23 protein-coding genes are annotated in these 18349 nt (G+C 60.4%); 9 read left to right on the top strand and 14 right to left on the bottom strand.

Translation table 11 applies throughout. The annotated features are described in order from the left end of the window. Positions 1–248: 248 nt before the first annotated feature. From G520_RS0109220 to G520_RS0109210, 3 genes are all read right to left on the bottom strand, one after another. Complete coding sequence (locus G520_RS0109220) at positions 249–677, bottom strand: hypothetical protein (protein ID WP_028535397.1); 429 nt, start codon at positions 675–677, stop codon at positions 249–251. Next, positions 664–1323 carry a nucleotidyltransferase domain-containing protein gene (locus G520_RS0109215; RefSeq protein ID WP_211222796.1) on the bottom strand — a complete coding sequence of 220 codons (660 nt, stop codon included), beginning with the start codon at positions 1321–1323 and terminating at the stop codon, positions 664–666. Before G520_RS0109215 ends, G520_RS0109220 begins: the two co-directional genes overlap by 14 nt. Positions 1324–1575: 252 nt before the next feature. After that, positions 1576–2760, bottom strand: a complete 1185-nt coding sequence (locus tag G520_RS0109210) for an AAA family ATPase (RefSeq protein WP_028535395.1) — start codon at positions 2758–2760, stop codon at positions 1576–1578. A gap of 243 nt (positions 2761–3003) precedes the next feature. On the opposite strand from G520_RS0109210, the gene G520_RS0109205 reads away from it, so the two are divergent. The 5 genes from G520_RS0109205 to G520_RS0109185 all read left to right on the top strand — a co-directional run bounded on the left by G520_RS0109205 (position 3004) and on the right by G520_RS0109185 (position 7568). Beyond that, the gene (locus G520_RS0109205) at positions 3004–3261 is read left to right on the top strand and encodes a hypothetical protein (protein WP_028535394.1); all 258 of its coding nucleotides are present in this window, start codon (positions 3004–3006) and stop codon (positions 3259–3261) included. Between the two features lie 287 nt (positions 3262–3548). Further along, positions 3549–4262 (top strand): two-component system response regulator RstA, encoded by a 714-nt coding sequence (gene rstA, locus G520_RS0109200; RefSeq protein ID WP_028535393.1) that lies wholly within the window; start codon positions 3549–3551, stop codon positions 4260–4262. Positions 4263–4270: 8 nt separating this feature from the next. Further along, the gene (gene rstB / locus G520_RS0109195; RefSeq protein ID WP_028535392.1) at positions 4271–5614 is read left to right on the top strand and encodes a two-component system sensor histidine kinase RstB; all 1344 of its coding nucleotides are present in this window, start codon (positions 4271–4273) and stop codon (positions 5612–5614) included. A 151-nt stretch (positions 5615–5765) separates the two neighbouring features. Next, positions 5766–6692, top strand: coding sequence for a hypothetical protein (locus G520_RS22275; RefSeq protein WP_211222795.1), 927 nt, complete (start codon positions 5766–5768; stop codon positions 6690–6692). Positions 6693–6761: 69 nt separating this feature from the next. Then, a complete protein-coding gene (locus tag G520_RS0109185) occupies positions 6762–7568 on the top strand; it encodes a trypsin-like serine peptidase (RefSeq protein WP_028535391.1) in 807 nt (268 codons plus the stop codon). A 29-nt stretch (positions 7569–7597) separates the two neighbouring features. Here the strand turns inward: G520_RS0109185 and rph are convergent, their stop codons facing one another. Beyond that, entirely contained in the window at positions 7598–8323 is a 726-nt protein-coding gene (gene rph / locus G520_RS0109180; RefSeq protein ID WP_028535390.1) for a ribonuclease PH, read from the bottom strand. Positions 8324–8504: 181 nt separating this feature from the next. On the opposite strand from rph, the gene G520_RS0109175 reads away from it, so the two are divergent. The 3 genes from G520_RS0109175 (at position 8505) to G520_RS0109165 (ending at position 10774) form a co-directional block, all read left to right on the top strand. Next, complete coding sequence (locus G520_RS0109175) at positions 8505–9371, top strand: YicC/YloC family endoribonuclease (protein WP_028535389.1); 867 nt, start codon at positions 8505–8507, stop codon at positions 9369–9371. Positions 9372–9551: 180 nt separating this feature from the next. Further along, positions 9552–10208 carry a hypothetical protein gene (locus tag G520_RS0109170; RefSeq protein WP_028535388.1) on the top strand — a complete coding sequence of 219 codons (657 nt, stop codon included), beginning with the start codon at positions 9552–9554 and terminating at the stop codon, positions 10206–10208. A gap of 230 nt (positions 10209–10438) precedes the next feature. After that, positions 10439–10774: a hypothetical protein gene (locus tag G520_RS0109165; protein ID WP_028535387.1), complete on the top strand. Its 336-nt coding sequence runs from the start codon at positions 10439–10441 to the stop codon at positions 10772–10774. A gap of 5 nt (positions 10775–10779) precedes the next feature. On the opposite strand, the gene G520_RS0109160 is transcribed toward G520_RS0109165, so the two are convergent. After that, positions 10780–11223 (bottom strand): Lrp/AsnC family transcriptional regulator, encoded by a 444-nt coding sequence (locus G520_RS0109160; RefSeq protein ID WP_028535386.1) that lies wholly within the window; start codon positions 11221–11223, stop codon positions 10780–10782. A 133-nt stretch (positions 11224–11356) separates the two neighbouring features. Between G520_RS0109160 and G520_RS0109155 the strand changes: the two genes are divergently transcribed. After that, positions 11357–11986: a LysE family translocator gene (locus tag G520_RS0109155; protein ID WP_036665884.1), complete on the top strand. Its 630-nt coding sequence runs from the start codon at positions 11357–11359 to the stop codon at positions 11984–11986. 196 nt (positions 11987–12182) lie between these two features. Here the strand turns inward: G520_RS0109155 and G520_RS22270 are convergent, their stop codons facing one another. The 9 genes from G520_RS22270 to G520_RS0109110 form a co-directional block, all read right to left on the bottom strand. Then, positions 12183–12710, bottom strand: coding sequence for a FixH family protein (locus G520_RS22270; RefSeq protein WP_051229296.1), 528 nt, complete (start codon positions 12708–12710; stop codon positions 12183–12185). 58 nt (positions 12711–12768) lie between these two features. Then, a complete protein-coding gene (locus G520_RS22265) occupies positions 12769–13101 on the bottom strand; it encodes an EscU/YscU/HrcU family type III secretion system export apparatus switch protein (RefSeq protein WP_036665882.1) in 333 nt (110 codons plus the stop codon). Next, entirely contained in the window at positions 13091–14251 is a 1161-nt protein-coding gene (gene fliK / locus G520_RS0109140; RefSeq protein ID WP_028535384.1) for a flagellar hook-length control protein FliK, read from the bottom strand. Before fliK ends, G520_RS22265 begins: the two co-directional genes overlap by 11 nt. Further along, the gene (locus tag G520_RS0109135; protein WP_028535383.1) at positions 14248–14610 is read right to left on the bottom strand and encodes a DUF2802 domain-containing protein; all 363 of its coding nucleotides are present in this window, start codon (positions 14608–14610) and stop codon (positions 14248–14250) included. The genes fliK and G520_RS0109135 overlap by 4 nt, the downstream gene beginning before the upstream one ends. Before the next feature lie 79 nt (positions 14611–14689). Then, positions 14690–14995 (bottom strand): flagellar protein FliT, encoded by a 306-nt coding sequence (locus tag G520_RS0109130; protein ID WP_028535382.1) that lies wholly within the window; start codon positions 14993–14995, stop codon positions 14690–14692. 5 nt (positions 14996–15000) lie between these two features. Next, entirely contained in the window at positions 15001–15417 is a 417-nt protein-coding gene (gene fliS, locus G520_RS0109125) for a flagellar export chaperone FliS (RefSeq protein WP_028535381.1), read from the bottom strand. A gap of 13 nt (positions 15418–15430) precedes the next feature. Further along, a complete protein-coding gene (gene fliD / locus G520_RS0109120) occupies positions 15431–16831 on the bottom strand; it encodes a flagellar filament capping protein FliD (RefSeq protein WP_028535380.1) in 1401 nt (466 codons plus the stop codon). Positions 16832–16871: 40 nt separating this feature from the next. Beyond that, positions 16872–17366 (bottom strand): flagellar protein FlaG, encoded by a 495-nt coding sequence (locus tag G520_RS0109115; RefSeq protein WP_051229295.1) that lies wholly within the window; start codon positions 17364–17366, stop codon positions 16872–16874. A 99-nt stretch (positions 17367–17465) separates the two neighbouring features. Continuing rightward, positions 17466–18308 carry a flagellin N-terminal helical domain-containing protein gene (locus G520_RS0109110; RefSeq protein WP_028535378.1) on the bottom strand — a complete coding sequence of 281 codons (843 nt, stop codon included), beginning with the start codon at positions 18306–18308 and terminating at the stop codon, positions 17466–17468. Positions 18309–18349: the final 41 nt, after the last annotated feature.

Raw genomic sequence — 18349 nt, 5'->3', positions numbered from 1 at the left:
GTCTTGTTTACGTTCATTCCAGCCAATTTCTGCCTGTTTTTGCCACACCAGTGCAACTGTGAATGCTATTTCAATGGTGCTATTAAACCAGCCGAAACAGTCTATAGCACTACGCACTCATGCAGCGGCGAAGCACGCTAAGCAATTGAAAAATAGAAATTATCCTGACCAACCGCCCCTAATCAAGCATGAGAGTCAGTTTCAGCACTTAAAAATTCGCAACCCGCTTGGGAAAGCCTTTTCCTGGATCAACCCTCACGGGCGATGGCTTGCTCGACATTGGCCAGCAAGATATCGGCTGCGGCAATCAGCTCAGCCAGCAGAGCGTCATCCACTTCCATATAGCCTTCGTATTCAGCCAGATTGCGTCGGTTATGACAGAGGTCGAACAGACGGACTTGGGCCTTGCTCAAATGAAGGGTATGTGCCAGGCACTGGAATACCAGATAGCGTCGGTCAGAGCGGTAACCGCACAAGCGCAGCGCGGTCAGTGCCAGAGCATGTGCCGCGTTGTAGGCGAGATCGAAACGGCTGGCAAAGGACAAGCTTGGACTGTGGGCATCCTGCAAGCGATCTATCGCCGAACGCAGCAAGCCTTCGCATTCTTTGCGGCCCGGCGGTTCCGCCTTCAGACCTCCACTGCGCAACAAGTTCTCCAAGTTATCATTGTTGCCCATTTCCCCCTCCTTCCGGCTTGCCGCCGATCAGGTTGATCTTCTCCTGCTCTCCGACCTTCAACACAAAACTGTTGCCCGCGTCTTCCTTTGCTCGCCAGTCGGCCAGAGTGTAAAGAGTGGGGTTGATGGTACGACCGAGCCGTTCCTCCAGCGGAATCAGGCACTCCATCACAGTGCTATAGCTTAGGTTCTCACCGATGAGCATCAGATCGATATCACTCGCAGCATGGGCATTTCCCTTGGCGATGGATCCGTAGATGAATGCCCAAACCAGTTGCTCTGCCAGAGGCTCCAGCGCTACTCGCAATTGTTCGCCAATTCCAAAGGTTTTGCTCACGATGCCGCACAGTTCAAGGTAGATCGGGCAGTCTGGATTGGCTCGATAGTGCGTCTGGTTACCCTGGTGGAACAGGGTCAACACGCCAGCCCTTTGCAAACGATCGAGCTCGCGCATGATGCTGCCTTTACCGACCTGGGCCCAACGGGCAATCTCGTTTGCGTAGAAGCTCTGATCCGGCTTGCCATAGAGCAATCCCAACACTTTCTGCTGGGTGGTTGTGAACAAAGCGTCGCTCAGCGACAGAGAGGCCATGGCAACGCCCAAAAGTCCCAAAAAGGGAATGTTAAGTCCTTTTTTGGGACTCATCAAGGCATCCCTGCGCATAGAGTCCCAGAAAGGGAATGATAAGTCTCATTTTAGGACTTATCATGGTCGCCGTTTTCTTCCCGGATCAACGCTTCAGACAATCCGGGCAGCGGCAAACCAGAAAAGCGCCGTTCAGACTATTCACCATCGTTTTCCAACTCAAATAGCGCTTTCAGCTGCTGACTTGGCGGCTGCAACAGCCTGACGCAGGGCCAGCGCCACCGTGTGGGCCAGAACCGCATCGGACCCTCATCAAGCCTCGAAATGCGGAATGGCCCGGCGCATGAATTCATCGAACAGCGGCACCGTAAACGCCATGTCGCCATGCGATGGACTGTAGATCATGCCTTTCTTGATCAGACTGGCGCGCACCGGCCCCATGCTCTGGATTTTGACCGCCAGCCGCGCGGCAATATCGCCGGTTCGATGCCTGCCGGGTTCGAGCTCGGCCATTGCCCGCAGAAACCTCTGCTCGCGCGGCGTCAAACGATCAAAACGCACCCGGAAAAAATTGCTGTCCAGCCGTTCGGACACGATCGCACTGCTTGCCTGCACCACCGCCAGACTGATCGGCGATGCGTCTGCGTGATTCCATGCCTGGTAACCCCACTCCTGCAGGAAGTAAGGATAGCCATGCGTCAACCGGGCGATTTCCTCCAGAGCCTCATCGTCTATCGTCTCACCCGCCTCACGCACCGGATCGCGCAGCGCCTGGATCGCCGCCGCCGTCGGCAACGGGCCGATATCGGGAAAGCTGAACAAGCGCTCCGCATACGATTTCGACTCGCCCACCAGCGCAGGCAGAATGGGAAGCCCGGCCCCCACAAGGACCAAAGGCAGCTGGCGCTGTTGCATCTTGTGCATCGCCATCACCAAGGCGCTCAACTCTCCCGCGTTGAAATACTGGATTTCATCGATCAGGATCGCGACCGCCACTCCACGCTCTTTCGCTGCCTCGGCCACCGCCACGAACAGACTGGGCAGATCCAGCTCCAGGTCGCCGCTATCGGCCGCACCGGTTTCGGGTTCAATGTCGATACCGATGTCGAACTCCCCCACTCTAACCTTGATCGCCGAGACAAAACTCTTCAGTACCGCAATGCCGCGGCGCGCCTTGTCGCCGGCGCCGGCCATTCTATCCAGCTCGAACAACAAGCGCCGCAGCGGCGGCGCAAGCAGCACCGCCAGCGACTTGCCATCGTGCGCCTCGATCAAGAGACTGCGGTAGCCGGCAGCCTGCGCCATTCGCTCGATCTCGTTCAAGAGCACCGTTTTGCCAACCCCGCGCAGGCCGGTGAGCAGCATGCTTTTCTCCGGCCGGCCAGCCTTCACCCGCCCCAGCAACACGCGTGCCTGCTCCAGCACGCCCTCGCGGCCGGCCAATTCCGGCGGCGGCGAGCCCGCCCCTGGCGAGAACGGATTTCTGATCTTGTCCATACGATCCTGTCTCCAGCGAAGTATCGTCATGTATAGCAAAATATACGGCAACAGCCGTATACATTGTTATACATCATTGGGTCTCGCCGCCAGACCTCGCTCGTCGAACGGCATGGGGCACGCTCGATCCCCCCGGCGCTACTGTCACCCTCCGCCCCCTCGCCCCGCTTCACGCACGGACATCGCCGGACAGGCCGGTGTGCTAGTATCCATACCGTTCCCGAACCTATGGACGGCACATCAATGTACGACGAACACGACCTGATCATCTCTCCTTTGCAACAGAAATACACGGCAGAAGGCAAAACGGTGGAAGTGTGTATCTACCGCTTGCCTGACACGGGTTGGACACTGGAGATTGTGGACCCATACGCCAACTCGACGCTTTTCGATGGCGAGTTCGACTCCGATCAGGCCGCGTTCGACCTTTTCCTCGAGGAGCTTGAACAGGAGGGTATCGAATCGATGATAGGCCCTGCTCCCGCCCCGACATCCCGCTGATGCTGGCTTTCCGCTGGCGACTTCGCGGAGCAGAGACACGGGCTGGTCTGAATCCGTCCGCAAAACGGGCAGCGCAGCCCCCGACTTTGCCCCGGGCGACATGCCCGGAGGTGCGAGGCGGTAGGCAGATCGCCAGCCGACCGGAAAGAGAATGCCGTCCTTCGCCCCCCGGACGGAGTTCGCCGGAATGCACATTCCGACGCCCCGCACGGCTGCGCCCTGCTTGAGCCGCCACCGCGCTCGGGGGATACTGGCAGGATGAATGTTATTTCTGAGCGTACCCCCGGATGACCCATCGTATCGTCTTTGTCGAAGATGACGCCGACCTGGCGGAACTCATCAGTGATTTTCTGTCCCGCCACGAGATGAATGTGCTCATCGACCCGCGCGGCGACAGCGCGGTCGATACCATCCTGCGCGAGCAACCCGATCTCGTCCTGCTGGACATCATGTTGCCAGGCAAGGATGGCCTGACCATCTGCCGCGAGTTGCGACCGATGTATAGCGGCCCCATCGTCATGCTGACCTCGCTCGATAGCGATATGAACCAGATACTGGGGCTGGAACTCGGCGCCAACGACTACATTCTCAAAACCACCCCCCCCTCGGTGCTGGTTGCCCGCCTGCGTGCGCAATTACGCAACCATCACCCGGAAACGCCGCAGGCCCCGGCACAGAGCAGTAGCCTGCGTCGCCTCGCCTTCGGACAGCTGGAGGTCGACCCGGTCAACCGCGACGTAGTGCTCGATGGGGAGCAGGTGATTCTGTCGACATCGGATTTCGATCTCTTGTGGCAGCTCGCCAGCCATGCAGGCGAGATCATGAAACGCGAAGATCTGCTGAAAAAACTGCGCGGAGTCAGCTACGACGGTCTCGATCGCAGCATCGATGTCGCCGTGTCGCGCCTGCGCAGAAAGCTCGGGGATAATCCGCTGGAGCCTTTCCGCATCAAGACAGTCCGCAACAAGGGCTATCTGTTCTCCTTGTCGGGCTGGGAGTAAGCCGTTTCATGCGCAAGTTATTCATCCAGTTTTATGTCCTGTTGATGGGCTGTTTTCTGATCGCAGTCGTTCTTGTCGGCATCGTCTACAAACAAGCGATCGACAAGGTCGGCGAACGCTATCTGTCCGACCTGCTGCGCACGACCCTGACCCTGATCGAGACCGAACTCCGCGGCGTCCCGCAGGAGCTGTGGGCGGAGAAACTGGAGCAGGACGACCATCGCTTCACCTTCCATGTCCGCGTCGAGCGGGAAAGCGCCTACGACCTCGACGAAACGTCGCGCGACGCCCTTGCTCGCGGCGAAATCGTCATGTTGGAGAACAACTACCTGTTCCTGCAGCGCATAGATGACAGCGACTACGTCCTCGTCGCCGGCCCCTTGCGCTACCTGTTCTTTTTGCATCAGCTCAAGTGGTTCGACTATGCCTTGCTGGTGATCATAGGACTCTCGCTCGCCGTGCCCGTCTTGTTATGGATGCGCCCGCACTGGCGCGACCTGATGACGCTGGAGCAGGCCGCGACGAGGCTGGCAGTCGGGCAGTTCTCTGCCCGCGCCGTGCTGCCGCAGAATTCCGGCGTGCGCCGGGTCGGTCAGGCCTTCAACCGCATGGCCGACAGCATCGTAGAACTGCTGGCCAGCAAGAAGGCGCTCACCAATGCCGTCGCGCACGAGTTGCGCACCCCGCTTGCCCGGCTGCGCTACCGCCTCGCACTACTTGAAGATAGCGTCGCCTCGCCCGCGCGCCAGGCGATGGAGCGCGACCTCGACGCCATCGACAAGCTGATCGAAGAACTGCTTTTGCACGCCAAGCTAGACCGCCCGGAAGTGCCGCTGTCACCGGTGCAATTCGCCGCCGCCGAGTGGATAGACGAGCGCATCCGCGAGCAGGCTGCGCTTGCGCCGCAACTGCAGTGGGAACGCGACCCGCAGATCGATCAGCTCGGCAGCCTCTGTGGCGATCTGCATCTGCTGACACGGGCGCTGGACAATCTGCTGTCCAATGCGCGCCGCTATACCGGCACCCGGGTCCATGTCGCTTTGCGCATCGAAGCCGAGCGCCAGACACTGATCGTCGACGACGACGGCCCGGGGGTACCGGAAGAGGAAAGGCAACGCATTTTTTCCGCCTTCGTCCGGCTGGACAAAAGTCGCGCCCGCGCCACCGGCGGGCACGGCCTCGGACTTGCCATCGTAGAGCGTATCGCCCGCGCCCACCAGGGCAGCATCAGTGTCGGCAATTCGCCGCAAGGCGGTGCGCGCTTCGAGTTGTCGTGGCCGAAGACGCCGCCTGTACATTTTGTTACACGGGGAAACATACCGACTGTAGACACCCCGGAAGCATCCGCTTAGCATGCCCTCGCTGGAAAGTCTCCACTATGTCTGCACACGCGGATGGCTCGGGGCCGGAATGCCCTGCATTTCGCGGATCGGCTGTCCATGCGGGTAGCGGTGCGCAGCTGGACTCTTTCAAGCACTTCGACAAACAAGGATCAAAGACAAAATGAATAAGTTCATCATGCTCGCCGTGGCCGCAGCGTTCGGCCTGACCTCCACTGCTGGCTTCGCCGCTGAAGCTTCCGCAGCGACCGCCATCCACAAAACGACCGCTGCCAAGAAAAAGGCTGCCAAGAAAGTCGTAAAGAAAGAAGCATCGCAAGCTGCTCAAGCTGATGCTGCCGCTTCGGCCCCCAAAGCGGCCAAGAAGGCCAAGAAAGTAGCCGCCAAGAAAGCAGCCAAGAAAGTCGCTGCTTCGCAAGCCGCTCAAGCCGATGTTGCCGCTTCGGCCCCCAAGGCTGCCAAGAAGGCCAAGAAAGTAGCGAAGAAGGCTGCTGCCTCCCAAGCCGCTCAAGCCGACGACGCTTCCGCATCGGCCAAGAAGGCTGTTAAGAAGCACGCTGCCAAAAAGCACGCCAAGAAGCACGTAGCCAAGAAAGTCGCGGCTTCGCAAGCCGCTCAAGCCGATGCTGCCGCTTCGGCCCCCAAAGCAGCCAAGAAGGCCAAGAAGGTCAAGAAAGTAGCGAAGAAGGCTGCTGCCTCCCAAGCCGCTCAAGCCGACGACGCTTCCGCTTCGGCCAAGAAGGCTGTTAAAAAGCACGCTGCCAAAAAGCACGCCAAGAAGGCTGCCAAGAAAGTCGCTGCTTCGCAAGCCGCTCAAGCCGATGTTGCCGCTTCGGCCCCCAAAGCAGCCAAGAAGGCCAAGAAAGTAGCGAAGAAGGCTGCGGCTTCCCAAGCCGCTCAAGCCGACGACGCTTCCGCTTCGGCCAAGAAGGCTGTTAAAAAGCACGCTGCCAAAAAGCACGCCAAGAAGGCTGCCAAGAAAGTCGCTGCTTCGCAAGCCGCTCAAGCCGATGCAGCCGCTTCGGCCCCCAAAGCAGCCAAGAAGGTTAAGAAAGTAGCGAAGAAGGCTGCTGCCTCCGCTGCCAAGTAAGCTCGCAATAATGTACTGAGAGATCGGGGTGCCATCGCGCACCCCGATTTTTTTATGGGGGGAGTACCAATGAAGACACGTGCACTGCTGCTGATACTGCTGGCATGCCTCGTTGCCGCGCCAGCCATGGCCGCCAAGCTGACCCGCGAGCAACTGGCCCTGTTCTACGGCAAGGACAGCCGGGTCAAGGTCCCGGTCGACACGATGCCGTGGCAAACCATCGGCCAGCTGGAAACCGCCGGCCACCTGCGCTGCAGCGGAACGCTGGTCGCGCCCGATGTCGTTCTGACGGCCGGCCACTGCTTTGTCGGCAAGAAGGGCCGCCTCGACCCCGCGGTCAGCTTCATGCTGGGCATTGACGGCGATACTTACGATACATTGGTCGGCGTCAAGCATGTCTACGTGAGCCAGGTGCTGCTCAAAGGCATTATTCGCCACCCTCATTCGATGACGATTCCGCCCGCAGTCGCCCCCTACGATTTCGCCTTTGTCCGCCTGAGTCAACCGGCGGGCAAGGAATTCGGTTACCTGCCGCTGTTCCAGGGCAATGCCGCTGCTCTCAAATCCCTGCTGGTGCGGAATAACTGGCGTGTCACCCAGGCCGGCTACCCGGTCGATACCAACGGGGTGATGATGGCGCACAAATCCTGCCAGGCGATCGAATTGCAAGACGACGGCCGGCTCGGCCATCGCTGCAATACCCTGCCCGGAGACAGCGGTTCGCCCATTCTTGCGCAACAGAACGGCAAGTATGTGGTGATCGGGCTGCAAAGCTCGGCGCCGAGCGCGCGCGACCGCCAACGTGCGAACAATATGGCGTTGACGGCCCCGGTATTCGGCGGACTGCTGCAGCGCTTCATCGCCGGCAAGTTATAGCCGCCCGGGCAAGGCGGCGCCGGCCCGGCTCACTGCGCGGGGATGCCGAGCGCCTCGCCCTGTGCGGCGATCAGCTCGCGTATGCCTTTTTCTGCCAGCTTCAGCAACTCCGCCATTTCATCGCGGCTGAAGGGTTCGCCTTCGGCCGTTCCCTGGATTTCGACAAAATGCCCGGAGCCGGTCATCACCACATTCATATCGGTTTCGCAGGCAGAGTCTTCCGGATAATCGAGGTCCAGTACCGGCGTCCCCTGGAAGATGCCAACCGAAACCGCGGCGACAAAGTCGCGGATCGGACTTTGCTCCAGTTTGCCGGCGGCCAGCAAACGGCCTATGGCATCATGTAGTGCCACAAAAGCACCGGTGATGCTGGCGGTGCGGGTTCCACCATCTGCCTGAATCACATCGCAGTCGATCACGATCTGCCGCTCGCCCAGGCGCTTGAGGTCGACCACGGCACGCAGCGAACGGCCGATCAAACGCTGGATTTCCTGCGTACGCCCGGACTGCTTGCCGCTGGCCGCTTCGCGCCGCATACGGCTGCCGGTGGAGCGCGGCAGCATGCCGTATTCGGCCGTGATCCAGCCCTGGCCCTTGCCTTTGAGAAAACCGGGCAAGGATTCTTCTACGGTGGCAGTGCAAATGACTTTGGTATCGCCGAACTCCACCAGCACGGAACCTTCGGCATGGCGAGTATAGTTGCGGGTAAGACGAACGACGCGCAGGGCATCGGCGGAACGTGAAGAAGGTCGCATGAGATCCATCCGGGCAAAAGGTCTGATTATACGTGGCCGTCCCGGAACCGTGTCCCGCATGCGAGTACATTGAGTCGCAGGATGGCAATTGCTATAGTGACCGGGCCTGGATTACCCGGATATGCCAAGCAATTCGGGCCTGATCGCTGTAGAATTTATGGATGTATTGCAGGAGCCCACTATGATTTTGAGTATGACAGGCTTTTCCTCCACAACCAGAGAGTTTCCTGGGGGAGTTTTAAGCCTTGAGCTGCGCGCCGTCAATCACCGCTACCTCGATGTCCAGATGCGGCTGCCTGAAGAATTGCGCATTATCGAGCCCCATTTGCGCGAGCAGATTGCCGGGAAGGTATCGCGTGGGAAACTTGAGTGCCGCCTCGGGCTCAATCAGGTCGAAAGCAGTGCACCGACGCTGGAGCTGAACCGCGACTTCCTGGCCAAGCTGCTGAGCGTCGCTTCCGAGGTGCAGGAACTCGCGCACGATACCCGCGGCCTGACGGCGGGCGAGATCCTACGCTGGCCGGGCGTACTGCGGTCAAACGAGCTTCCCCCCGAGGTCCTGCACAAATTGTGCTTCGAGGCCCTGGTAACGGTTCTGCTCGACTTCAACGCTTCGCGCGAACGCGAAGGCGAGAAGCTCAAGGCCGTGTTGCTCGAACGCGTGGTCGCCATGGAGTCGATCATCCAGACGATCAAACCCAAGCTGCCACTGATTCTGGAAGCGTATATGGGCAAGCTGTCGAGCCGCCTGCGCGAAACGCTCGATAATGTCGACGACGATCGCATCAAGCAAGAGTTCGCCCTGTTCGCCCAGAAAATCGATGTCGATGAAGAACTGTCGCGCCTGAGCACGCATCTGAGCGAGGTAAGGCGCATTCTGAAGGTCGGCGGTCAGACCGGCAAGCGGCTCGACTTTCTGATGCAGGAGCTCAACCGCGAAGCCAATACGCTGGGTTCCAAATCGGTATCGACGGAAACCACCCAGGCGTCGGTCGAACTGAAGGTGCTGATCGAGCAGATGCGCGAGCAGATCCAGAATCTCGAGTAGCCTGTCACCGCATGCCACACCGTGGCAGAGAACCCACAAAAGCCCCGCCAGCCGGGGCTTTTTTCATGCATATTGCATGCAACAATATTTTTTGGCATACACTAGACATGCCGGCGCCGGGATTCACAGCCATCAGTCGATATCGCCTTGCCCCGGTGCCCTTTCCAGGTGAGGATCACCATGATTGCATATCAATCGCCTTTTTTTTCTTATTACACCGGGCACCCGCTGAAGGCGATCGGGTGGGTTCTCACGGTCATGCTGACGCTCGCCGTTACCTTGATGCTAGACATCCGCTCAGCGCTAGGCGGAATGATGCTGATCGGTGTGCTCCACCCGGTATGGGTGAGCATGCGTTTATCCGATTTGGTCGGCCGCAAGGCAGTGGCTTATGGCGACAGTCCCGAGCAGCGCATCGTGTACGTACAGGGCATTCCCGTTTCCGACACGGTCAAGCCCTTGCGTAATGTACTGTTTTTTTCGGCAGAACACATGCGCAAGGAATTGCCCCGGTTCGCCTTGTTCCGCGTCCTGCTCTACCTGATCTGCGCGGCGATAGCCGTTAGAGACCTGTTGCAGGAGTTGGCCGTCTGGCAGCACTCTCCGGATTGGCATGCTTCGGGACCCGTTGTGGCCAGCGCCTTGATCGGCTTCTTCGCCTGGCGGGCGCGACTCTGCTTCGCGTTGTGGCAATCGGGGGTTCGCGGGCAGTGGCGGATCGCTTCATCCACGCTTGACGGCATTCAGGTCTCGGCGGCCTACGTCAGCCGGCCAGGCGATCGCGATGCGGCTGGCGTGCCTTATCTTGAAGCCCTGCTCGCCCCGCGCTGGCGGTGACGCCTACCCTTGCCGGGCGAACCGCCATGCGACGATGGGCGGATGCATTTTCGCGCGATTCCCGCGACAAGACGTGGCGTTAGCATGATGAACGGGTGCCGGATCAGGCAGGGTCCGGGTACGACGGCAAGGCGCCAACTGGGAAAAATGGCGTATTGTCAAAGGCTTAAATTCGTGCCATAGTTAAATCACCCATATAGCATACCGACATCCTTCAGTGGACGTTCGCCATGAGCATTGCCGCGGTTTCAAGCTACTCCTCTCAACCCTCTGCCCAGACAGGCAGCAGCCTGCATGCGCTCGCCATCGCCGTACAGTCGGGCAACATCGCCGCCGCGCAACAGGCGTTTAACTCGCTCAGCCCCCATGCCACCCAGGGCATAGGTTCGGCGCCGCTGCAACAACTCGGTCAGGCGCTGCAATCCGGCGATTTGCGTCAAGCGCAAAGCGCGCTGTCGCTGATCCAGGCCACGCAGGCCCGCGCGGCCGAAATCGGTGCCAGCAGCGCTGCGACTAGCAGAGCCATCGAGTCCGCTCTGGGCGGCAACGTGGATACTTCCGCTTAGCATGTTCAGCGCGGCGGCAGCAGCGGCCTCTCCGCCAGCGGCGTCGACAAAATGATAGAGGTTCGGGTTTCGCCCAGGTGATTGACGCGAGCGACCAGGGCTTCGAGGTGGGCCACATCGCGCGCAACGAGACGGAACAGATACGAGTCGGCCCCGGTCACATGGTGACATTCGGTCACCTCGGGCATGGCGGTCAACACGTCAAGCAAAGTCTGCTTGTAGGGCTGCGGCACCGTGATTCCCACGATAGCACACAGCGTGTAGCCCACTTTCTCAGTGGCGACGCGCGCATGGTACCCCTTGATGACGCCCGCCTCCTCCAGCCTCTTCAAGCGCTCAGAAACCGCCGGCACGGATAACTCTACCGCCCGCGCCAGCTCGGTCAGCGAAAGCCGGGCTTCGGCCTGCAGGCACTCCAGTATCCTCCACGATTTTCCATCGATTTCCATATTTCAGCCAATCTGTACCATCAATTTAATATATTAATAATAATAGACAATACGCCTTAAATCGAGCATCCCAATCGACGTCACTAGCCCTCAAACTAGACTCCTGCCACCTCTACATCCCCGGGAGAATACGATGAGTGCCGTGACCTTGTTTACCCAGTCTGCCCTCGCCGGGCTGGCTATTGCCGCTCCGATCGGGCCGATCGGCATGCTTTGCCTGCAGCGGACCATACGACAAGGCCCCGCCCACGGCATGGCGACCGGCCTCGGAGTCGCCAGCGCAGACGCCTGTCATGCCCTGCTCGCGGCGCTGGGAGCGGGAGCGGTCGGCCGGCTGCTGCTCCCGCTGGCCCCATGGCTGGCTCTGGCCGGGGCCGGCTGTCTGATCTGGATGGGCTACGGCAGCTTTTGCCGCCAGCGTCAGGAAGCCGCCTGCGCACGCGGTGCCAGTAGCTTGTGGTCCAGTTGGGCATCCGCCCTCGCGCTGACCATGAGCAATCCGCTGACCATACTCTCGTTTCTCGCCCTGTTCATGCAGCTGGCCGGCCGCGCCGCACCCGGCATCATGGAAAGCGGGCTGATGGTCGCCGGCATTTTCACCGGTTCGACACTGTGGTGGCTGCTGCTGACGCAGGGTTTCGGCCGTTTGCTGCTGCAGCTGGGGCAAGCGGTCGGCCACCGTCTTCAGCAGTTGTGCGGGCTCATTCTGATGGGGATGGGTGCCTGGCTGGGGGCGATGGCAGCGGCGCGTCTGGCGCTGTGAGCGCTCGATGCGCCTGACGCGGGAATGGCAGCGACAAGGTCGCCCTGTTCCGCCCATGCCGCCAGGAGCGATCGAGGCGCGATCCGCTTACTTGATCGGTGCCGCATTCTCGTTCGCATCGACGGTAAACAAGGGGGTGCCGATACTGACGCCGGGGCTGGCCCGGGCAGGGAGGGGGCGGCAAACAGGGTGCCGCTCAGTCGTCTGCCGCTTCGTTGGCCACTGTCGGCTCCAGCACGCCCTTATTCCCTGCGGATTTTTTCCACACCCCGGACAGGCTCCAATCGCCATCTGGCGACAGCACATCCATATCCCAGCGCGTGGCCTGCGAGGCCTTGAAAGTGCCGCTGTACTCGCCGGGCGCACTCTGGACAACGGTGACCGTCTGATCGAAACGGCTGAGGGTGGGATGGCGCAAGCGCAGTTGCAATACCGGCGGCAAGGGCTGGCTGTCGGTATGGCTCAGTTGCATCGCGATCGTTCCGGCTGCCGGATCGAGAACGATGCGACCGGCCAGCCCGCGCTTCGCCGCCGCGGCGCCAGCGTGCAACGTCTTGTTGATCGCCTGGCCCGAGGCATAGTAGTGGCTATCGACCATCGGGTCCTGCTTGCTATACGCCTCGTAGGCCAGGTAGGAGCCGACACAGACGGCGGTCGCCGGCAGTGCCAGCAACAACCAGGGCCAGAGCTGCCGATACCAAGGAACAGCACTGCGATCACTCATGCTCGACGTCCTTGCGCGGAGAAGGGTGACCCATTATCACCTATTTTGGGTAAACATTTCAGCCCCCGCGCGTCTGGCGCTGGGCCAGCCATGCTCCAAGCTCATAATCCTTACCCGCGGCCTCGTGCTCGAGAAAATAGACGAAAGCCAAAATTTCCGCTACCGCGCGGTAAAGCTCGGGCGGGATCTGCTGATCGAGGTCAACCTGCATCAGCAAGGACACCAGCTCGGGCGAATCGTGCACGAATACCCCCGCGGCACGGGCGCGGTCAATGATGCGCTCCGCCATCTGGCCATAGCCCTTGGCGACGACATTCGGCGCACGCCGACCTTCTCGATAGCTAAGCGCAACCGCGGAGCGTCGCAGCGTGCTGCCTTTGTCAGCCGCCATCGCTCTTGACCGTCATGCCTGCCAGCGTGATGCCGGCGGCAGCCATGGCATCGACCAGACGCTGGCCATTCGCCTCGATCAGCCGCCCAGCGGCCTCTTCATCGGTGGTAAAGGCAACCTGGACCGCGCCGCCTACCAGGCGCACACGCGCCTTCATGCCGCCAAGCACGGGCATGTTCAGCGACAGTTGCGTCGACCAGCTGCGCTCATCGTCTTCGCCGCCTCGCGCCTCGCGTTCTTGCGCGGTCTCGGGCTGGATCTGCATCTGCATAGGCTGTCCGGGCCAGGCATAGCCCTGCAGCAGAACCTGTTTGTGTTCGAGGGTGTCGAGCTGGTTCTGGACCAGGCGGCCGAGTTCGGGCGTCGTGGCCCCGGCATCGTGCGCATGGGTGGCGGCTCCGATATCCAGCGCAGCGGCCCGCAATTGCGCAGCCTCCCCTATCCGCGCCTGCGGCTCGAGCCGCAGGGTGTCCAGCGGCAAGCGCCCGCCTTCCCAGGCTTTCAGGTGCGACTCGTAAAACAGCCCGCTGCGCTCCACCGTATGCTGCAACTGGGTGGCTACGCTGGCCGGGTTCTGCTGCCCGGCATCGACAAGCACCGTTGCCGCCGGCCGCGTCTGTACGGTCAATCCGGCCGCCGTGTCTCCACCCGCCGCCGCGCCCGACAGCATCAGACCGCTGCTCGCCCCGGTGCCCGCCTCGGCACCGGCCGGGGCCTCCTGTGCCGCGCTCAGCAGATCGGTCAGATAGCGCGATGCCCGGCTCAGCTGCACGTCGACAGAGGCATTGCTGTCGCCGCTGCTCGCCGCACCGGCATCGCCGCCTGCCGTTCCCTGATCCAGCAAAAAGCTCAACTGGGGTTTGACACTCGCGACGCGCAACTGAATCAGGTCGCCGTTCAACTGAGTGCCGGCGGGGAGATTCAGGGTGAACAAGCCGTTCTTGATCAGTACCGCGACCTGGTTCGGCCCCAATCGCTCAGCGACGCGGGCATTGACCACTTCATCGAGCAACAGCAGCGGCGGGCGCAACGGCAAGGCGCCAGCCTGAACCAGCAGGCGGCCGCCTTCTCCCAGTTGACCGAGCGAGTTGACCGGCTGCGTCGAGAGTTCGGCCGGCGCCGGCGTGATCGAGGCCAACGGCGAAATCATGAGGTGGAGTTGTTACGGTACAGGGAAAGAATCAATTCGGCTTCGCTGCGCGAGATGCCGCAGCGAGACGCGACTTCGGCGGCGCCGAGGCCCTGCCGTATCATTTCGATGGCCTGGTTGTAGGGCGAGACCACGGCATCGTCCTGCGCCTTGCCCTGCTGGCGCTCGAAACGTTCGGCCAGGCGCAGCAGGTCGCGCTGCTGATTGCTGATCTGATGCTGCAATTGCTCGATATAGAGGGCCGTCACCTTGTCGCCGTCACGCTCGAGCCGACGCAGGCGCTTATGGAGATACCATCCCTGCGCGACGATCACCGCAAGCAGGATGACATTGCTGGTCAACAAGGCAAAGGCGGACATGAGGATATCTCCGGCGGACCGATTCCCTTTAAGGATAGCAAGGACTGATGCCCGACCGCCAAGGATAACGCATCCAGCATCAAGAACGATATGATTGCCGCAGGCGCTTTTGTTGCGTCAGCGAGGACATCCGGGCTTTGAGCTCCAGACAGGTACGGTCCAATATAGCTTCGATCTCGCGATTTTTCACCAGTGCCCGCGCAAATGCGGCGCGGCTCTCGGCATGGGACTCCAGCCAGGCGCCGCTGACGCCCTGCTGAATCTGTTCGAAATACTCGCTGCGCTGCTGCAGCATGGCGACGAAGTCGTCCCACTCTTGCCGCTGGGCCAAATCCAGCATGCGATCGGTCAGCCCCAGAAAGTCGTCGAACACCTTCTCGTCCATCGCGCTCACGCCGCAGGCGTCGTATGATTCTTGCGGTCGAGTTGTTGCCAGGCTGGCAGAATGGTTTCCAGCAAATCGCGAACTTCCGCCAGGATGGACTGGTCGTTCTTCATGTTGGCAATGCTGATACGGTACTTCATATAAACATACAGCTCGTTCAGATTATCGGCCGCCTCGCTGCCCGCCTCCAGATCCAGCGCCAGACGCAGCCCCTCCAGTATCTGGTTGGTCTTGTTGATATAGCGCGCCTTTTCCTCGTATTTCTTGTGCTCCATGGCGATACCCGCCTGAAGCAATGCCTTGAGTGCGCCCTGGTACAACATCACCACCAGTCCGGTCGGGCTTGCGCCATAAACGGCCGACTTCATGGCATCGTTTTCGTAGGCCTTGTTGAACTGTTTGCGCAAAAATGCATTAACCATTAAATGCTACCTTTTAACCAGAAGAAGACGACGACGACGAAGCCAGCATGGAAGACATCTGCGACGAAGTCTGCTGCATCTTTTCCAGCGCCGAGTTCAGATCGGAATACTGTTTCAGATACTGCGCCTGCAAATGGGTCAGATTGGAGGTCAGCCTATCCTGCTGCTGCTTTTCGCTGTCGATGCTGCTATTGATCGCCGCCTTCTCCGACAGGACGATGCCGTCCGGGCCGAGCAGATCGTTGATCGTCGTATTGTAGCGCTGCGCCACGCCATCGTTATTCGAATTGCTGAACAGGCGGGACACCTCTTCGGGCTTCGCGCTGAGTGCGGCCTGGAACTTGGCGCTGTCCAGCGCGAGAGTGCCATCCTTCTGCGTCGTGATGCCGACCTGTGCCAGATACGCGTAGGACGTGGTCGAATCGACCCCGGAAATCGGCACCTGCAGCATGTTCTGCAACGTATTTCGCATGCTGCGCAAACTGCCGTTGGCCTTCATATTGCCGTCCAGCATCAGGCCGATCTGCGTCTGCACCGAATTGTAGGCCGAGACGAAGTCCTTGACGTTGCTCTCGACCGCCTTGGCGTCCTGGGTCACGGTCAACGTCGCCGAGCCGATCTTGTTCAAGCTCAGATTCAGACCCGACACGGCATCACCGACTTGATTGCTGCTCGAAGTGATGCCGACGCCGTTGACGGTAAAGGCGGCGTCGCCCGCCGCGCTGGATTCGGAGATTCCGGTACTGCTCTGGGTCAGTCCATCCAGGCTCGCGGCCGAACCGGCCGGTGCATCGACGGTGCCGGCGCCTGTCACCAGCGAAAAGCTGTTGTCCTTGCCGGCCAGATGCGAAGCCAGTACCAGCTTGTAGTGGCCGTTGCTCTTGACGATGGTCGCATCGACGCCGATGCCGGCGCTGTTGATCTGCGACTGCAAATCATTCATCGAAATATTGCCACCGCTGCCCGCGACCACGTTCACCGTCTGCACGCTGCCGCCGATATTGAAAGACAGGCTGACCGGCGCGCCGCTGATGGCCGCATTGGGATCGGTGATCGCCGAGCCGTCCGACTTCTCGTCGAATACCAGCTGGCGCGGAGAAGCCAGGGCAGTGGTGTTGATCGTATAGGTGCCCGGCATCGCCCCTGCCGAGGTCGTTGCCGTCGCCGTCGCTTCGTCGCTGGACGAAACGGCGTACTGCTGCAGGAAGGATCCGCTGGACAAAGCCGTCATCGACGTCTGCAGGCTGGATAGGTCGGAACTGAGCGAGCCGATGGAGCTCAGCTCAGCATTGTAGGTCTTGACGCGGCTCTGGCTGGCCGTCAACGGACGGGATGCCACCGACATCAGCTGACTGACCAGTCCCTGAACGTCGAGCGGGCCGCTGTTCGTGGTAATCGAAGCTGAAGATGACATCGGTACGTCCTTTCAAAGGGCGGCGCAAGCCGTCCTCTATTCAGGCCTGATCCTTGAGCAACATGCCCTTGAAGTCGTCGATCGCCTTGGCGATGCGCACGATGTCCTCGGACGGGATCTGGCGAATGATTTTTTGCGACTGCTTGTCGATGACCTTGATCACCTGGATATCGGTATCCTTGTCGACCGAAAACTGCAGCTGGCTATCATACAGCGTCGCCGCCTTGTTGAGCTGGTCGATCGCATCCTGCACGTCGCGTTTGCTCGGTTTGGCGTTGCCGATCTGCTGGGCCTGCGCGCTGATGGTGCTCAGCAGGGCATCGTTGGCCTGGATCGAGCCATTGCCCGGAGTCGTCGACGAATTGGCGGCATTGTCGCCCTGGCTCTGACTGACGGCAGACACGGCCTGCGCCGACCCGGGCAAAACGATAGTCGAACCGGCATCGCCCTGCGGCTGGACAAGTTCGACTTGCTGCCGTTGCAAAGACACGACACCCGCGTTGTTACTCAGCGACTGAAGAGGTGGAATTTGCATGTCCGGCTCCTGCTAAGAAAGCCCTGGCGCACCGGAGCGCCAAGGCTTTTACACTGATCGTCAGGCTCCGAAGGCGCTGCGCTCGGAGTCTTCCATCTATTACTGTAGCAGGGTCAGCGCCGCTTGCGGCAGAGAGTTCGCCTGTTTCAGGATAGAAGTACCAGCTTGTTGCAGAATCTGGTTCTGCGTAAGCTTTGCGGTTTCCGACGCGAAGTTGACGTCCACGATACGGCTCTTGGCGGCAGTCAGGTTCTGCGTGTAGTTGGTCAAGTTGGCAACCACCGCGTTGAAGCGGTTTTCCACCGAACCGAAGGTCGAGTTGACGTTCGACACGGTACCGATGTCGGCGTCCAGCGACGACAGTTCGGCCTGGGCGCCACTCTGCGACAACACGTTGATCACGCCGGTCGCCGTCAACGAAGAGTTGTACGAAGACAGTTGCGACGTCATGTCGGTCGCGGAAATGGTGATCTGGTTGGTCGCCGAGCCGGACGAACCGACCTGGAAAGTCAGCGAATTGCCGCCCGACAACAGCTGGGTGCCGTTGAACAGGGTGGTTTGAACGGTCCGCGAAATTTCCTGCGTCAGTTGGTCGACTTCGTTCTGCAGCTGCGAACGGTTGATATCGCTGACGGAGGCGTTGGCTGCCTGCACCGCGATTTCACGAATCCGCTGCAGGTTGTTGCTCATTTCGCCGAGAGCGCCTTCTGCGGTCTGTGCGACCGAGATACCGTCGTTGGCGTTGTTGATCGCCTGGTTGTTACCGTTGATGGCCGTGGTCATCGTCGCGGCAATCGCCCAGCCTGCCGAGTCGTCGGCAGCACTGTTGATGCGCAAGCCAGAGGACAGGCGTTCGACGGACATTTGCAGCTTATCCGCCGAGGTGTTCAGGTTCCGCTGAGCAATCAGCGAAGTAATGTTAGTGTTGACGGTTAATGCCATGATCAGTCTCCTAAGGGGTCTCCAGCATGCCTGCCTCGATG

It is taken from the genome of Paludibacterium yongneupense DSM 18731 (assembly GCF_000422925.1).
Taxonomy (GTDB): domain Bacteria; phylum Pseudomonadota; class Gammaproteobacteria; order Burkholderiales; family Chromobacteriaceae; genus Paludibacterium; species Paludibacterium yongneupense.
Note: the sequence above shows the minus strand (reverse complement) of the source record. Positions and strands in the feature narration are given on the sequence as shown.

Coding starts and splice junctions, on each gene's coding strand:
- G520_RS0109210 (WP_028535395.1), bottom strand. CDS start 2,760: ATGGACAAGATCAGAAATCCGTTCTCGCCAGGGGCGGGCTCGCCGCCG.
- G520_RS0109110 (WP_028535378.1), bottom strand. CDS start 18,308: ATGGCATTAACCGTCAACACTAACATTACTTCGCTGATTGCTCAGCGG.
- G520_RS0109175 (WP_028535389.1), top strand. CDS start 8,505: ATGATTTTGAGTATGACAGGCTTTTCCTCCACAACCAGAGAGTTTCCT.
- rstB (WP_028535392.1), top strand. CDS start 4,271: ATGCGCAAGTTATTCATCCAGTTTTATGTCCTGTTGATGGGCTGTTTT.
- G520_RS0109170 (WP_028535388.1), top strand. CDS start 9,552: ATGATTGCATATCAATCGCCTTTTTTTTCTTATTACACCGGGCACCCG.
- fliD (WP_028535380.1), bottom strand. CDS start 16,831: ATGTCATCTTCAGCTTCGATTACCACGAACAGCGGCCCGCTCGACGTT.
- G520_RS0109115 (WP_051229295.1), bottom strand. CDS start 17,366: ATGCAAATTCCACCTCTTCAGTCGCTGAGTAACAACGCGGGTGTCGTG.
- G520_RS22275 (WP_211222795.1), top strand. CDS start 5,766: ATGAATAAGTTCATCATGCTCGCCGTGGCCGCAGCGTTCGGCCTGACC.
- rstA (WP_028535393.1), top strand. CDS start 3,549: ATGACCCATCGTATCGTCTTTGTCGAAGATGACGCCGACCTGGCGGAA.
- G520_RS0109215 (WP_211222796.1), bottom strand. CDS start 1,323: ATGAGTCCCAAAAAAGGACTTAACATTCCCTTTTTGGGACTTTTGGGC.
- G520_RS0109160 (WP_028535386.1), bottom strand. CDS start 11,223: ATGGAAATCGATGGAAAATCGTGGAGGATACTGGAGTGCCTGCAGGCC.
- G520_RS0109185 (WP_028535391.1), top strand. CDS start 6,762: ATGAAGACACGTGCACTGCTGCTGATACTGCTGGCATGCCTCGTTGCC.
- G520_RS22270 (WP_051229296.1), bottom strand. CDS start 12,710: ATGAGTGATCGCAGTGCTGTTCCTTGGTATCGGCAGCTCTGGCCCTGG.
- fliS (WP_028535381.1), bottom strand. CDS start 15,417: ATGGTTAATGCATTTTTGCGCAAACAGTTCAACAAGGCCTACGAAAAC.
- G520_RS0109155 (WP_036665884.1), top strand. CDS start 11,357: ATGAGTGCCGTGACCTTGTTTACCCAGTCTGCCCTCGCCGGGCTGGCT.
- G520_RS0109205 (WP_028535394.1), top strand. CDS start 3,004: ATGTACGACGAACACGACCTGATCATCTCTCCTTTGCAACAGAAATAC.
- G520_RS0109165 (WP_028535387.1), top strand. CDS start 10,439: ATGAGCATTGCCGCGGTTTCAAGCTACTCCTCTCAACCCTCTGCCCAG.
- G520_RS22265 (WP_036665882.1), bottom strand. CDS start 13,101: ATGGCGGCTGACAAAGGCAGCACGCTGCGACGCTCCGCGGTTGCGCTT.
- G520_RS0109220 (WP_028535397.1), bottom strand. CDS start 677: ATGGGCAACAATGATAACTTGGAGAACTTGTTGCGCAGTGGAGGTCTG.
- fliK (WP_028535384.1), bottom strand. CDS start 14,251: ATGATTTCGCCGTTGGCCTCGATCACGCCGGCGCCGGCCGAACTCTCG.
- G520_RS0109135 (WP_028535383.1), bottom strand. CDS start 14,610: ATGTCCGCCTTTGCCTTGTTGACCAGCAATGTCATCCTGCTTGCGGTG.
- rph (WP_028535390.1), bottom strand. CDS start 8,323: ATGCGACCTTCTTCACGTTCCGCCGATGCCCTGCGCGTCGTTCGTCTT.
- G520_RS0109130 (WP_028535382.1), bottom strand. CDS start 14,995: ATGGACGAGAAGGTGTTCGACGACTTTCTGGGGCTGACCGATCGCATG.